Origin of the sequence: Granulosicoccus antarcticus IMCC3135, from assembly GCF_002215215.1 — a bacterium.
Classification (GTDB): domain Bacteria; phylum Pseudomonadota; class Gammaproteobacteria; order Granulosicoccales; family Granulosicoccaceae; genus Granulosicoccus; species Granulosicoccus antarcticus.
This window is the reverse complement of the sequence record NZ_CP018632.1, coordinates 3,029,675-3,044,770: the sequence shown is the minus strand read 5'-3', so window position 1 is coordinate 3,044,770 and position 15,096 is coordinate 3,029,675. Positions and strand designations below refer to the sequence as shown.

Below are 15,096 nucleotides of genomic sequence, written 5' to 3'. Positions count from 1 at the left end.
AAACAACCATATTGGAAGCCAAACCATGGCAACACTTATTTTCAGCATCCTGACATTGCTGCTCATTCTCGTTTTACTCGGTGTGCATATAGCAGTGGCGTTGGGTGCCGCAAGCGCATTAGGCGTCTACTTTCTACTGGGAAGTCCTGATATTGCATTTTCAGTACTTAGCGGAACAGCCTATGAAGCACTTCGTAAAGACATATTCATCGTCATTCCACTGTTTGTTCTAATGGGAGGCTTTGTCAGTCACTCAGGTGCCGCCAAAGACATTTACACAATCAGCAACCGGGCATTTCGAAAAATACCTGGCTGTCTTGCAGTCGCCACCGTTTCAGGCAACTCCATTTTCGCAGCCATTACAGGCGTATCAATTGCATCCGCGGCCACATTCTCAAGAATCGCATACCCCGAGATGGTCGCATTGGGTTACAAGAAAAGCTATGCCCTGGGTGTGATCGCGGGCAGTGCATGTCTAGGCATGCTTATCCCCCCCAGTATTCTCATGATTATCTGGGCAGTTTTGACGGAAATTTCCATAGGAGCACTCTTTATCGCAGGCCTGTTGCCTGGATTGCTGCTAGCGACATTTTTCATCCTGTACTGCATCATTACCGCGAAAATGAATCCGCAGGTAGCACCACCTTGCCCAATACCCACTGAAGAAAACATCAGCCCTTCGCAACGTAGAAGCGAGTTGATAAGTGGTACTGCCATATTAGGTCTGATTGGAATCGTTATCGGTGGTATCTGGGGTGGATTTCTAACACCTACCGAGGCAGCAGGTTTTGGTGCCATGGGTGCGTTCATCGTAGGCCTGCTGAAGGGTATGCGTCGCAAGGAAATTATAGATGCAATCTACAGTGCGGGTAAAACCACCGCACCCATCATGATCCTTCTCATCACCGCATCGATGTATTCTCGTTTCCTGGCCATGGGCGGAGCCGTTAGTGTCATCCATGAAACCATGTTTGCCATCAGCGAAGACCCCATGGTTTTGATAGCAATGATTTTTGCTATCTGGCTGGTGTTGGGAATGTTCATAGATTCAACATCGATCATCTTGTTGACCGTGCCTATCTTTGCACCGATTGCTACTTTGCTGGGAGTCAATGAGCTCGCGTTTGCAATCTTTGGCATCCTCGTTATTGAGGCTGGGCTTTTGACACCGCCGTTCGGATTGCTCATATTTACAGTAAAGGCTGCGGTGCCCGATCAGTCGGTAACGTTGGGCATGATTTTCAAAGGATCAATTCCTTATTGGATCATGATACTGGTAGTGGCCATTCTGATTCTTGCCTTCCCATTTCTGACCACATGGCTACCGCAGAACTTGATGTAATTGCACCTTGATTCAGCGGGCACTTAAAGGATCTGCTTCAAGAACGTTGTTCAGCTCTTCTTGAAGCACATCCGCAAAGGCTTGAGCAGCTCTACTCAGTGGTCGTGCCTTATGTGTGATGCGCATATATTCCACAGTTAAAGGCGGGTTGGCCAAAGGGGTGAAAAGTCGTTTTCGACCGTCTTTATCAGGCGGACTCAATACCGCAGGAAGAATCGAAACCCAATCGGAGTTGGCAACAAGATCAAGCGTCCCCAACATGGTGTCCAGCTCCATGGTCTCTTCGATTTCAACGCCATTTACGGATAGATAGTGTTCTATCCGTGGACGGCGAGCATTACCTTTGGTAGGTAAAATCATGCGCAATGGCGGTAATTCAGACAGTGCGACCTCAGAGCCCAAGACCAGGCTGGTCTGCGCAGAAGTCGCCAGACATTCCTGATCGACACCCATGGTCGTCGAATTCAAATCCAGCTCTGAATTGTAGAAAGGAACGACTGCAAAATCCAACTTGCCCTCGGCCACATCCTGCGACAGCTGACCTGAGTATGCCTCCTGCACAGAGACACGAACATGCTTGTGTTCTCGCGCGAATCTAAGCAGCGTTGGGCCAAGCACTGCTCGAGCAAAGGCAGGCATCAATCCCAGCGTAATGTGGTCCGACAAAACACCTGACAACTCTCTCAACTTGTCTTCAGCAACTGCAGAGGCATTCAAGACAGAAATTGCGACCTTATAGAATTGTCGACCAGTCTCTGTTGGCTCAACGCCTGTGGAGCTTCGATGAAAAAACACGACATCGTAGCGTTTTTCCAATTCGCGCACATGCATTGAAAGCCCGGACTGTGTCGCGTTCACCCGCACTGCAGCAGCAGAAAAAGATCCCTCCTCATAAACCGCCACAAAGAACTTCAGTTGCTGAATTTTGATAACGGGCCCTACCTGGGTGAGAAGCTACGGCCAAGCTATCATGATTTCTACTGGAAGGCATAGAATAATATAAGTTGTCTTACAGCAGCAAAGTTGAAATACTACAAAACACAACAACAGTCGGATTCGAATTTAGTTGCCATGGCTGCCTTTTACCTCTACTTACCGCGCCCATAGGACTTTCGTGATGAATCTGACGACACAAGCAACCCTCGACTTTTTACCACCTTCTGACGACGCAATCAAAGGATGTTGACTGGCGTTGTGAAAGCGCACCCTTAGCGTTACCACGCACAAGCCTCACCAGCAAAACCCGTTGTCTAACTGCATGACTAACACTTATTGTGAGCCGAGTAGACTTTGATGAACCCGACCCCTTTACCTAAAATCATGGTTGCACCCAACGGTGCAAGGCGCAATCAGAAAAGCCATCCAAGTATCCCCCTGACTGACGATGCCCTGGTTGACACCGTCGTTGCATCCCAGGCAGCTGGTGCAGAAGGCGCCCACCTCCACATCCGTGATGCAGAGGGCACACATATCATAGATGCTGAGCATTATCGAGCGTTGCTCGAGAGACTCGACCAAGCCGTTCCAGAAATGTACCTGCAAGTTACCTCTGAATCCGCTGGTTTGTATGAGACGACACAACAGCAAGACATGATGCGTGCATTAAAACCGCGCTATGTTTCGGTGGCTGTACGAGAGATGGTACGCAAGCCGGAAGACTGGTCAAACGCGACTACATTTTACGCATGGGCAAGCGACAACAATGTCCAGATTCAACACATCCTTTACTCTCCGCAAGAGCTGCAAGATTTTTTGACCGCTGTCGGCAAGGGCGACGTTCCTGGTAACCATCATATTCTGCTATTTGTACTGGGTAACTACGATGGGAGCGAGATCAGTAAACCAAGCCTGGTTTCAGTCTATACAGACATGTTGAAAGCCGCGCCGAAGGAGCTCAACTTTGACTGGATGCTTTGCGCCTTTGGCAAAGAGGAAACCGACTGTCTCGTTGAGGCAATCAGGCTAGGCGGCAAGGCGCGAATAGGCTTTGAAAATTCTCTCTGGAATGCCGATGGATCATTGGCAAAAGACAATGCAGAACGAGTCGCGGAGCTATCATCACGTCTCTAGCGGCCCAACCACTAGCTCTTTTAAACGTTTGATTGTGAATATCCACCCCAATGAGCCGTCCACCACGCGCTTATGGAGTTAAACACTTCCAAACATGTAAACCAGGTACGACTGCACTTAAAATTATTTATATTTTATATAAAATATTCGCCATCAAGTGCATAGACATGTCTTAACAATATTTGTATAAGGAATTATCAGTAGCCTTTACTACTGTGTAGTACAACAGTAAAAGGGTCCTTAATTCACTAAGGAGGAATAATGAAAATAATAAACACGATATTAGCCGGTGCTGTCCTGACAGGCTCAACTCTAATGGCCTCCCCGGCATTTTCCGACAGTTTCACATTCCGAATCGGCTCGGGACACCCAAAAGGGCCTGCCCCTTATGTGACTACCATGTCCGACTTCTTTGCCGTTGAAGTTGAAAAACGAGTTGCAGAACAAACAGAACACAAGGTCAAGTTCATTGAAGCCTATGGCGGTTCTATTGCCAGTGTTGCAGACACACTGGAATCAGTACAACAAGGCATCCTTGATTTCGGTGGGTATTGCGTTTGCTTCGAGACTTCAAAGCTGTTCCTTCACAATTTCCCCTACTATCTGGCATTTGGCCCACAAAAGTCGTCTGATGCTATTGCCGCAGCTCGCCAGGTTTACGATGAGAACCCATGGCTTGAACAAGTCATGGAAGATGAATACAACCAGGTATTCCTGGGACTTGGAACCTGGGACAACTACCACCTTGGAACCAAAGAAGAATGGGACACCACGGCCGACCTCAAAGGTATCAAAATCGGTGGTGCCGGACCAAACTTGCCTTGGCTTGAATATGTTGAAGCGATCCCTGTTCAATCAACGCTACCAGAAGGTTATCTAGCGCTGAAAACCGGCGTTTACACTGGCTGGCTGATGACGCCATCTGCCTACAATGGCTTCAAACTCTATGAGCCTGCGCCTTATTACACCTTGATCGGCTTTGGTGCGATGCCAGTGATTGCGCTCACCGCCAATAAAGCCAAGATGGAGTCCTTGCCTGAAGATGTTCGCAATATCATCGTCGAAGTTGGCGCTGAATGGGAAGCTCAAAACGGTGCAATAATGGACGACGTCCAGAATATCGGCTTGACCAAATTGAAAGAAAACGGGGCCATCATAAAAACCCTGCCCGAAGAGGTCCGTGTGGAGTGGGCTGAGAGTCTTGTGGATTTCCCTAAAAGGCAAGTCGCTGATGCAGAATCACGTGGTTTACCGGGACAAAAAGTCATGAAATCCTATCTGGAGGCTGCCAAGACTGTAGGCCACCAGTGGCCAGTTGAATATGATCTTGAATAATCTATAATTCCGATAACCAACAATATTCGTTCATTTTCCTCCCCTCCCCCTAACCGCTGCCCTTGACTCAACAGGGTAGCGGTTTTCATTCCAGCCTGGTCTCAGGCAGGCGAATGAAAATCGGTTTGATCAAAGCAATTGCGTTTGCTGATCATCTCCGGAAAGACCGAGAACACGCAATCAATTCAATAAGGCTCATGGCTGAAAAGCTCATGCCTACACTTACGACCTGCAAACAGTGGGTCAAACACCTGATGGAATGCTCATGACCACTATCAATCTTCACTCACAGGTCTCCGGCTTGTCTGATGGTCCAGGACTGCTGCTTAGCAACAGTCTTTCCACGACAGTCAATATGTGGAACCCATTGCTGCCCGCTCTGGAGAAGCACTTCAAAGTTGTCAGATATGACACACGCGGACATGGAAAGAGCCCGGCACCTGCAGCCCCCTACTCTTTCGACGATCTGGTCAATGATGCATTTGCGGTCATGGATCAGCACGGATTAGAAACTGCAAGCATCATGGGTTGCTCTCTGGGCAGCATGACTGCATTAGGCATGGGACTGAGCCGTCCAGAGCGCATTGAACGTATCGTTTGTACTGCTGCCCGTGCAGACTCACCAGCACCCTTCAAACAAAGCTGGGATGACAGAATTGCAGTACTGGATAAAAACGACATTTCTGCACTCTGGGAAGGCTCGCTTGCAAATTGGTTAACACCCGCCTTCAGAGAAGCACAACCTGACTCAGTTGAGCAACTCAGAAACGACTTCCTGTTGACCAACCCGGAAGGATTCAGAGGTTGCGCAGCGGCATTGAAAGGACTCGATTATCTCAAGGATCTTGGCACGATGAAAGTACCCGTACTTTTTGTAGCTGGTTCAGAAGACAAAGGTGCAGCCCCACAGACAATGCAAGAGATGGCAGATGCCACACTGGACGGAAAGTTCGCGCTTGTTCCAGAATGTGGCCATATTGTCGCTGTGAACAATACAAGCGGCCTGGAATCTGCAATTAGCGATTTTCTCGGACTAAGTTAAATACAGATCTAGTGGGTCGATCGGGAAATAAGGTAATACTCAGCGAGTTTGTCAGCCGTGATGGCAAGGCGTTCACACGAAGGCGCACTGGAGTACTGCGAGGGGGAACAACGCAGGCAGCGCGGCTGACAAACTCGCCCTTCGGGAGTCTGCTGTCATGCTCAATTTGACTGGATTTGTCAGCTGACAATCAATCCGTTAGTTCTGGCGTGCGCAGACTGTCATAATTGATCATCACATTCTCGCTAAAGGTAGAACGCTGCGTTAGACTTTCATAATACCGTGCGATTTGCGGGTAATCTGGCCGCTCTATATCCATCGTAAAATAACGATACAGGCATGCCGCCATTGGCACATCGCCCAAGGTAAGATGATCCCCGTTTATAAATTCTGTTGATTCAAGCTTCGAATCGAATAGAGAAAATTGCTTGAAAACGACATCCTGCGCCCGCGCGAGAACGTCAGAACTACGTTCGGTGCTCCGCAGCCTCACCTTTTGGTGAAAAATTGCTTGAAAATTCGGATAGACGGAGTTTTGATACCACTCCATCCACATATCCGATGTACCACGTGCTGCCGGGGTTGTCCCAAAGATGACATCCCGCCCATAAGCATCTGCGAGATAACGCAAAATTGCATTTGACTCCCAAAGAACGACGGTGTCATCGACAAGGGTTGGAACTTTTTGATGTGGATTGAGAGCGATATACTCAGCATCATTCAACCCACCAAAAGCCCCACCTACATCGAACCGGTCATATTTCAGATTGAGCTCTGCAAGAACCCACATGACCTTTTGCACATTAATAGACGTACTTCGCCCGAATAATTTTATCATTATGACTCTTTAACTCAAGTAGCTATCACAACCAAATAGTTTTATATATTATCATTCGCCATATTATAAAGTACTAAATAATTGACCTGAAAAACCCTTGTTATAATTTTCTCATGATGCGCTAATTTCAAACTCTCTAAAAGAATATTTGATTGGCAATATCAATTTTTATAATATACCGCTGCATGTGCCCTGCTATACACTTCCTAGTGAATCGCGAGATTTACCATTCCATAACAGAGTAACGATCTGTTAATCACTTGAAAGGAAATGCAATGAGCGAAAAATTAACACCAGACACAGCGGTACCAGGTTTAAAACTACCGTTGGTAGGTGGTGGAACATTTGACCTTTCCGCAGAAACACCCAAAAACTTCACCATGGTGTTGTTTTACCGTGGCTATCATTGCCCCGTGTGCAAGAACTACCTTCAAGGACTAGCAGCATTGTTGAGCGGCTATGAGGAAGCAGGCTTCAGTGTCGTTGCTGCTTCCATGAATGGTCCCGAGTTGGCTGAAAAGGCTGCTGCAGAATGGGAACTCGGTAGTCTTCGCCTCGCGCATAGTGTTTCTGTTGATGACGCCAAGAACTGGGGTCTGTGGATTTCAAAGGCATTCAAAGATGTAGAGGCCGATATATTTACAGAACCAGGCCTGTTCTGGATTCGCCCAGACGGAAAGCTATACCTTGCCGATATCTCGAACATGCCATGGGCACGGCCAGATCTGAAAAACCTGCTTACAAAAGTCGATTATGCCTTGGCAAATGACTACCCCGCTCGTGGTACTTACGCAGGATAATTTGACTCATTAATATCTTCCAATCTGACCGAAGCATAGTAATTCGGTCATTTTGGAACATCCATAGTTAGCACGCATCGGAAAGAGACAAAACCGTACGTCACCAACGCGGAGCACGCGCAATAGCAGTCTCACACGCGCTCAATAGAAATACCCGGACGCAAAGGCTTCTCAGCAGGCATGTGTTGCAATCAAACTGCAGATCACCTCATCGGTGAAGTGCGTGAAGACGCTCTTGAGACCTTCCTTCTGATGATCGATTAAAGAGCCGACATCACGCCGGAATAGCCAGACATCTGTGGGAGCGCTTCCGTCAACTCGGTGCTCCTAATCAGTGCTCTTGATTAGCGATGGATGGTATGTGATCGTCTGGAAGTGACCGTTTTCCGAATACATACAACCTGATCGAGCTTTTCAGCCCCGTAAGCATGAACTGCGTTGCTGCGTTGCTGCGCCCGCGCTGCGCCCACTCTGCACCCACTCTGCACCCGCACTGCCCTCACCCTGCACCTGCGCAGCTCCTTTCTTGCTTCACACCGTCACAGCAAGCTCGCATTACTCTGCACCAGGTCACATTATTCTGCGCTGCATTCAATTCGAGACACTTTTGCGATTTTATTTGGTTACAAATTCAGCCATCAAATCCTAATCAGAACTCTTGATCAATGTCGCAATTTTTGATCAATAAAAGATTATTCAATTTTGCACTGCAACATGGTTATTTGAACTAAAAATATGCGAAATATTGCTTATTTTTCATCTTAAAGCCTGATGCACTGCCGTTTTTACAATTACGAATAATTTCCTGATATGCACAAATAACATGTATTTTTATTCATCAAAATGACTTTCTGAAGCCGTTTTCTACCTTTCCGTCTAGTTATCATGGCTAAACCATCATAAACCAGCTCATGGAATTGACTGGTTTTCAGGAATTTTTACCGTAGAATCCACGCCAGCAACAGTTGTTTGCAATAGCTTTTTTGCATTGCATCATTGTTAAGTATTTCTCGTACATATTATTCCAAACGTTGTAAGCCACTCGTCGCGAAAGAATTTCTTACGCGAGCGGTTTCTGCTAACTACACCAAAAGGTGATGTCTGCGTTCAGGGGGCCAAGGTAGGCTCTTCCTCTGACCACATATATTGCTGAATGAGCACATTAGACGAACCACGATGACTAGTAAGAACCTTGTAAAAAAGTCCTACCTTGCAATTGCCCTTTCAGGGTGCCTGTCGTCCATGGCTTACGCCATCGATGCTCCGCTGGACACCAGCGGCAGCGAAGTAGCACAATCTTATGCCAATGATGGTGTGATCACATGGACCTGGAGTGCCGTTTCCGGTGCCAGCAGCTACCAGGTGACAGTCGATGGCGCCTACGTCGGGGAAACCAGTGACCTGAGCTTTACCAGCAGCGATCTCTGGGCTGGAGAACACTCGATGACCGTTGAAGCAATCGATGCCAGTGGTAACTCATCAGTGCAATCCGCAACAGCCAATGTCGATGTGACTACCGGTATAGGTAGCAAGAGTATCGATAGCTCAGTGCAAGGCGATGCGAGTGCATCCAGTGTCGAGAGCCTGATCGATCCGGCCTCTTACGATTATCCTGAAGTCTATGAGCACAGCGGTTATGAGCTGGTGTTCAGTGATGAATTCAACGGTACAGCACTCAACCCTTACCGCTGGAACTCGCAGTTGCGCTGGGATGGTGAATTCAATGGTGAGCGCTTTGAGTATCGCGTCATCAACGGCGAAGACCAGTTTTATGTCAACGTCCTCAGTGAAGATCAAGAGCACCTGGACACAATCGCACCGGTATACGATCCCTTCCAGTTTAGTGGCTCCACACTCTCCATTCGCTCTGCCAAGAACTCGCTGCAAACAAACACCAATGAGCTCACTTACGGCTCACTGGAGCAAATCTCATCACAGCAAACCTTCCTCTCTGGCGTCATCTCGACACATGACAAGTTCAGCCAGAAGTATGGCTACTTTGAAGCAAGCATCAAAATCCCCAGTGCAACAGGTACTTTCCCGGCTTTCTGGTTGCTTCACGACAAAGAGGCCAATGAAGGCACACAGCGTACTGAAATCGACATCATGGAAAACCTGGGCCACGCTCCCTGGTATATCTATAATTCCTTTCACTACTTCAAGAACGTAACGTCTTCCTACTTTGGCGATGCAACTTTCATGAAGCCTGAGCCAAGTGGTCAGGTTTATGACGGTACGGACTTCAGCGAAGAATTCCACGTCTATGCAGTGAAGTGGACTGAAAGCAACATCGTCTGGTACATCGACGGCGTACAGGTTAGTGAAGTCAGTAGTAACGAAGCCAACTACGAAGAGCTATACGTCATAATCAACCTGGCAATGGGTGGAAACTGGACTAACTTCCCAACGACCGCTGGTGGCCTGGGACGCAGTTCTGACGCGCTCTTCCCGAATGCTAACGATCTCGTTGAATTCGACAATCCTGCCCTCGAAATTGACTACGTCCGTTTCTACAAGGCTCAGTAAGCTATCCCTTGTTCGATCAAGGATCTGATTAATCACGATCCTTGATCGAGAAGAAAAGCTGACTTTCAGAAAAGGCGCCTCCCATCATGGTCAGGCGCCTTTTTTATGCACAGAGAAAAGCAAGCCCCCTATCAATGCACTTACTGGGCTCGGACCATGTAAGACAGGCCTCAGAGCCCCCCATTAGTATGAAGCCAGCCCCTTACCACCCAAAGGGCACTTGAGATGCCGCCTCAGACGTCGAGAGAGTCGTCCCCGAGCACCGGCAGCACCACCCTGGCTCGCGGCTCTGGCGCGCCCACCACCCAGCCCAACAGTGCTGCCAGTAAAATGCATAGCCCGGAGCCGAGCACAAGCCTGGTCATCAGCTCACGGATCGGGCCGTCGACTGCGGCGTGATCGATTTCCACGACCACCGCCCAGCTCGTCCCGTTCCAGACGAGCGGCGCGTGAGCCGAGAAGACCGACACTCCACGATGATCATTGATCACCTGCACGCCCGAGAGACCAGCCAGTGCACGTTCAACGCTCGGCGTGTCAATGCGCAGCCCAAGCGCATCCTGATTTCCACCCACGCGTGAACCAGAACGAGTCAAGCGGTCGGGGCCGACAAGGTAGGCTTTGCCGCTCTCGCCGAGTGCGCGGGCGGTATCCATGCGTGCGCCAAAGGGACGCGTGCGAAGTTGCACGATAAGAGCTCCAGCAAACCCGTCAGCCTCCATCAATGGCATACCGACGAAGGCCGCAGGCTTGCCATCGTTCGGTTCGTAGGCGACAAAGTCACCAAAAACAAGATCTCCGGGGAAGGCGTCATCGCGTAGTTGCGCGAAGGTGTCAGCAAGCTCTGTATCAGCAAAGGGTCCATCGACCAGACTGGTCGCAAAATCCATCCTCTTGTGAACGGTATAGAGAATGTCGCCACTTCCGGAGACCACGAACAGATCGTAATAGTCGTGCTCTTTGACCAGATCACGCAACCACTGATGGTAGCGGGCATGTACAGCGTCATAGGCGCTGTTTTCGCCTGATCGCAGGAGATCATCTCGACGCAATGGCGAGTTGGGGTTCTCGTCTATATAGGCCCGCTGCAAACGCACTCCTGCGTCTTGCCCAAGCGCGCTTGCGACCATCTCGAATTCCTTCAGCATTGTCAGACTGCCCGGGGCCTCCGTCAGACTCTCCAGATTGTCGGCAATGTCGCCCAGATAAGCTTTTACTGCATTGCGATGTACCGCAAGCTCTGCCCGCAAATGGTCGTGCATACGCGCCTCGTTCGTGGCACGGACGTCACGCACGGCGAGTATTGCGATCGACGCTGTGCTGGCGAATGCGACCAGGCCGAGCGCAGCCATAACCGCCAGGCGATTGTTGAACCATCGGTAGCGCCCTTTACCTCTCAGCTGATCATCGCTCATCGTTTATGCGCTCCCCTATCGGATTTACTGCTGGTCTCACGGAAATCGGAATGTCGATTTGCACCGCGGCGAGATTCTCACGCGCGTACTCCTGCGGAATGCCAGACTCAACGAAGAGTTCCAACAGCTCGGCATCGATTAGCCCCTGTTCCCCCATATCTCGCATGATCAAAAGTGACTCGCCCAGTGTCTTTGCGCGCTTGTAGGGTCGATCCGGAGCGGTCAGCGCCTCAAAGATATCGGCGATCGTCATGATGCGCTCCTCGATACCCAGTTCCTGCGCACCCAGCCCACGCGGGTAGCCTGAACCATCGAGCTTCTCATGGTGACTACCAGCTATCGCCGGGACTCTTTTGAGATTTTTCGGGAACGACACGCTGTCAAGCATGAGTATCGTCTGGTTGACGTGATCGTTGATCTTGTGCCGCTCTTCTGCCGTCAACGTACCGTAGCGGATCGTCAGGTTGTGGAGCTCGCCATGATCGTACTCGTTCTCCGGCACAGGGGCGGTGAACCCGTGACGCTCACGCTCGGCCGGATCGGGCTGGGCATGCCACTCAATCCGGTGCTCCGGGCGATCGCAAAGCAGTTGTTCTGTTGCAGGCAATGAGGCGGAACCATGATTGCGCATGCGCTTGAGTTCGGCCTGCGAGATCCCGAGTGTATTGTCAAAATGACGCATCCAGGCTTGACGGCCTATCGCCCGTATACGCTCGACACTCTCTTCGTCCATGCCCTCGCTGCCGATATTGCAGCTCGCAATAAAAGAGAAATCCGCCCGTAACTCAATGCGCCGCCTTTCCAGCTCGGCACTCAGCGATTCCCGCTCGCCACCGGGCAGACCATCGACGGCACGCAAGTAGTCAATCTCGGCGTCGCGCCACAACACCTCGAAACGCGTACGAATCTCGTGGATTCGGTTATATACCGTTTCGAGCTTGGTGGCCTTGTCGACGAGGTGCTCTGGCGTCGTCACCTTGCCACAATCGTGCAGCCAACTGGCGACATGCAGTTCACGTGCACGATGCTCATCCAGATGAAAGTTGCGAAAAGCGGGTGCCTCTGAGGCACTCGCCGCACTCGCCAGCCGTTCGGTTAACACCGGCACACGCTCACAATGGCGTCCGGTATACGGCGACTTCGCATCGATCGCCGCCGCCAACAACCGGATCAGAGACTCAAAGGTCGCTTGCTGAGCTTCGATCAGCTGACGATTGCGGATCGCAACGGCGGCACTGGCGGCCAGCAATTCAAGAAAACGAACGTTTTCCTCGTCAACCTGAAGCGATGCGCCGCCTGCGGGCGATACGCTGAGCTGCAAAACCCCTATTGCTCGCTCATCATCGGCTTTGAGTGGCACCAGAAGCAGTCTTGCATCAGCTTGCACCGAACTCTCTGCACCGCGCGGCTCAACGTCAACCCCGTCGATGACCGTACGACCAGCGTTCAGCGCGAACACCTCCGGGGGGACACTCACGCCCTGCCAGTCGGTCGATTCGAGAGCAATTCTCGCCCTACCGATGCTGGCCGAACCTCCAGCGCGGACGTCAACATCTGCCTCCTCAATTGCATCGTCGGGTTCGAACGCCACGAGCCACTTCTCATCATCTGACACCAGAAACAACCTGGCGACCTGCGCTCGCGAGGCCGCCTTGGCCTCTGCGAGCAGGACCCGCGCAACGCCATCACTACCCTCTTCTGCCGACAGCGATACAGCCACTCGGGTGAAGCGCTGCAATGCCGCTTTCAAGACAGCCATCGAGCGAGCCAGCGCGTCGATTTCGGCGATACGCGAACGTACTGTGATAGGCGAGTGGAAGCGCAGACGGCTCATCTCACGCGTCTCGGCAGCCAGCTGCGCCGTTGATTTCGAGATAGAGGTGGAGAGGTACCATGCAAACAGCACCGAGAGCGCAAGTGCAACTAGCGCGAATGCAGCGCTTTGCAGACGCACGCGCTCGAGTGCCGAAAGCATCTCCTTCTCCGGGACTGCGATTGCCATAAAAGCGCTCTCACGATTCGAGCCGAATCTGACAGGACGAATCGATGCGAACCAGGACTGCCCCGCGGCGTTGAGCATAAGTGAGGCATCGCGATCGCCCTCAACGAAGCGGTGGAAGAGCTCGTCAAGAATGGGCTCATCGAAGTCAGCAATCCGTGGGCTCGAACCCGATGGACGAAGCTTACCGGTACCGCCCATACGATCTGGCTTGTCCGAGCCCAGGAGCCTGCCATCCTCGGTGAACACGATAATCTCCCCTGTGGCGCTCGTTGACAGTTTGCCGAGCGCCGCCGAAAGAATCTCAAGCGTTATATCCACACCGACCACGGACTTCGTTTCACCAATGCGTCGAGCTATCGTTGTACCCGTCTCGCGCGTAGTAAAGAAGGTATGAAAATCGGTGTGTAAAAGCTCACTCGAACGCGATGCGAGCCGATACCAGTCGCGAGATCGCGGATCATAACCGGTGATGAAGGCCTCGTTCGCCCCTAGCCATTCGAGATCCTTACCGAGAAACACATGTTCATATTGTGCGCCCTCACCTTGCCCGCGCTCCACCGACTCCACCTGGTAACGAGTACCCGCTGGCACCACGGTGTCCAGCCCGCTTGAGTCAGGCGAGTCCTTGATACTGCGAAGGAGGAAAAAACTGCCGTCACCTTCCCCCACAAAAACGGCCTCGACATTGGGATGATCGTCAAGCGCTGCAGCGAAATGAACAAGCAACAGATCTCGATCAGTGACGAGGATAGGCAGCTCGTTCGCAAGCGTTGCAGTCAGGTTCACAAGCGTCTCGGCTGGCCCGTAGAGCGAGCTGATGTCCGCAGCCAGTTGTGCGGTACTACGTTCGAACAGCTCGCTAGCTGTGACCAAGGCAATGCGTCGATGGCGCTCGTGCGAGAAAGTAATCAGGCCGCTGCCAAGTACGAAAATCAGGAGCGAAAAAGCGACTCCGATATTGACCCGCAGACTACGCCGGGATGCGCTTTCACGTGCCCATGGTTGACGCAGGCGAAGCTTGCCGGGCAACCATAGCCGTAACGAGGGTACTCTCACAGCGCCACGACACTGAGGCGGATCCGTACGTAATTACCTTTGTCCTGTCGAACCGGTCGTAAGGTTCGATGTCTCTGTCTTGATCTGCAGCGAAGCATTAGTACCTGCTTGAGACTATCGAAATCAATGAACCTTCGACATCCTTATTATTAAATGGCTTAGTGGCAGCAAAACTGTCAAACGATGTTGCCATACATTTCTCATGCGCGATATCGCTTAGCATAATTGAATAAAGGGTCCGTAGTGTGAAGTTGATACGTCTAAAGCTGCTTGCAGCGTCTGCGCAAACGGTCAGATGTAACTTATTGATCTTTACTTCAATGCCTGCCAGCACTTATGATCTTTTTTCGGATGCATGCCGCCACCGACGGTTCCTTGCTTGTTCAGAAAACGGCACGGAGCGTCCAGCGCTCGGAAATCATGATGAAGCATTTTCCAAGGCCGAATGGTGGTGTGCTAGCCCTTGCACTATTGCTGTTGGCTTTTTTCTCTGTTGAGGCATTCGCACAACTGTACCGGTAGAGTTTGCAGGGCTGTATACAAGGGACGATATAGTCCTTTCTTCTGCCGACGACTTCTTCAATTATCGATTGGCTTACATCAGAGGCTTTGGACATACTGACAAACTGTTCAGCAAACATGATCGTACTGAAGAAGTTCGCAACCCCAA

General features: G+C 50.8%; 10 protein-coding genes. 6 read left to right on the top strand and 4 right to left on the bottom strand.

Going from position 1 to position 15,096, the window contains the following annotated elements:
• The first annotated feature begins 25 nt into the window (after nt 1-25).
• Entirely contained in the window at nt 26-1,342 is a 1,317-nt protein-coding gene (locus IMCC3135_RS13120) for a TRAP transporter large permease (RefSeq protein WP_088918032.1), read from the top strand.
• A gap of 12 nt (nt 1,343-1,354) precedes the next feature.
• Here IMCC3135_RS13120 and IMCC3135_RS13115 read toward each other — a convergent pair whose 3' ends face one another.
• Entirely contained in the window at nt 1,355-2,257 is a 903-nt protein-coding gene (locus IMCC3135_RS13115) for a LysR family transcriptional regulator (RefSeq protein ID WP_257790427.1), read from the bottom strand.
• Between the two features lie 378 nt (nt 2,258-2,635).
• Between IMCC3135_RS13115 and IMCC3135_RS13110 the strand changes: the two genes are divergently transcribed.
• From IMCC3135_RS13110 to IMCC3135_RS13100, 3 genes are all read left to right on the top strand, one after another.
• Entirely contained in the window at nt 2,636-3,412 is a 777-nt protein-coding gene (locus IMCC3135_RS13110) for a beta-keto acid cleavage family enzyme (RefSeq protein WP_088918030.1), read from the top strand.
• Between the two features lie 261 nt (nt 3,413-3,673).
• Nucleotides 3,674-4,747 carry a C4-dicarboxylate TRAP transporter substrate-binding protein gene (locus tag IMCC3135_RS13105; RefSeq protein ID WP_088918029.1) on the top strand — a complete coding sequence of 358 codons (1,074 nt, stop codon included), beginning with the start codon at nt 3,674-3,676 and terminating at the stop codon, nt 4,745-4,747.
• A 265-nt stretch (nt 4,748-5,012) separates the two neighbouring features.
• A complete protein-coding gene (locus IMCC3135_RS13100) occupies nt 5,013-5,789 on the top strand; it encodes an alpha/beta fold hydrolase (RefSeq protein ID WP_157735959.1) in 777 nt (258 codons plus the stop codon).
• Between the two features lie 190 nt (nt 5,790-5,979).
• On the opposite strand, the gene IMCC3135_RS13095 is transcribed toward IMCC3135_RS13100, so the two are convergent.
• Nucleotides 5,980-6,627, bottom strand: a complete 648-nt coding sequence (locus IMCC3135_RS13095) for a glutathione S-transferase family protein (protein ID WP_088918027.1) — start codon at nt 6,625-6,627, stop codon at nt 5,980-5,982.
• 275 nt (nt 6,628-6,902) lie between these two features.
• Between IMCC3135_RS13095 and IMCC3135_RS13090 the strand changes: the two genes are divergently transcribed.
• Together IMCC3135_RS13090 and IMCC3135_RS13085 are read left to right on the top strand one after the other, a co-directional pair.
• Nucleotides 6,903-7,427: a redoxin domain-containing protein gene (locus tag IMCC3135_RS13090; protein ID WP_088918026.1), complete on the top strand. Its 525-nt coding sequence runs from the start codon at nt 6,903-6,905 to the stop codon at nt 7,425-7,427.
• A 1,176-nt stretch (nt 7,428-8,603) separates the two neighbouring features.
• On the top strand, nt 8,604-9,953 hold the full coding sequence (locus IMCC3135_RS13085; RefSeq protein ID WP_088918025.1) for a glycoside hydrolase family 16 protein: 1,350 nt from the start codon (nt 8,604-8,606) through the stop codon (nt 9,951-9,953).
• A 233-nt stretch (nt 9,954-10,186) separates the two neighbouring features.
• On the opposite strand, the gene IMCC3135_RS13080 is transcribed toward IMCC3135_RS13085, so the two are convergent.
• Both IMCC3135_RS13080 and IMCC3135_RS13075 read right to left on the bottom strand, forming a co-directional pair.
• Nucleotides 10,187-11,368, bottom strand: coding sequence for a cache domain-containing protein (locus tag IMCC3135_RS13080; protein ID WP_088918024.1), 1,182 nt, complete (start codon nt 11,366-11,368; stop codon nt 10,187-10,189).
• Nucleotides 11,358-14,426, bottom strand: a complete 3,069-nt coding sequence (locus IMCC3135_RS13075) for an HD domain-containing phosphohydrolase (RefSeq protein ID WP_157735958.1) — start codon at nt 14,424-14,426, stop codon at nt 11,358-11,360. Before IMCC3135_RS13075 ends, IMCC3135_RS13080 begins: the two co-directional genes overlap by 11 nt.
• Nucleotides 14,427-15,096 lie beyond the last annotated feature (670 nt).

Coding starts and splice junctions, on each gene's coding strand:
- IMCC3135_RS13120 (WP_088918032.1), top strand. CDS start 26: ATGGCAACACTTATTTTCAGCATCCTGACATTGCTGCTCATTCTCGTT.
- IMCC3135_RS13110 (WP_088918030.1), top strand. CDS start 2,636: ATGAACCCGACCCCTTTACCTAAAATCATGGTTGCACCCAACGGTGCA.
- IMCC3135_RS13105 (WP_088918029.1), top strand. CDS start 3,674: ATGAAAATAATAAACACGATATTAGCCGGTGCTGTCCTGACAGGCTCA.
- IMCC3135_RS13100 (WP_157735959.1), top strand. CDS start 5,013: ATGACCACTATCAATCTTCACTCACAGGTCTCCGGCTTGTCTGATGGT.
- IMCC3135_RS13095 (WP_088918027.1), bottom strand. CDS start 6,627: ATGATAAAATTATTCGGGCGAAGTACGTCTATTAATGTGCAAAAGGTC.
- IMCC3135_RS13090 (WP_088918026.1), top strand. CDS start 6,903: ATGAGCGAAAAATTAACACCAGACACAGCGGTACCAGGTTTAAAACTA.
- IMCC3135_RS13085 (WP_088918025.1), top strand. CDS start 8,604: ATGACTAGTAAGAACCTTGTAAAAAAGTCCTACCTTGCAATTGCCCTT.
- IMCC3135_RS13080 (WP_088918024.1), bottom strand. CDS start 11,368: ATGAGCGATGATCAGCTGAGAGGTAAAGGGCGCTACCGATGGTTCAAC.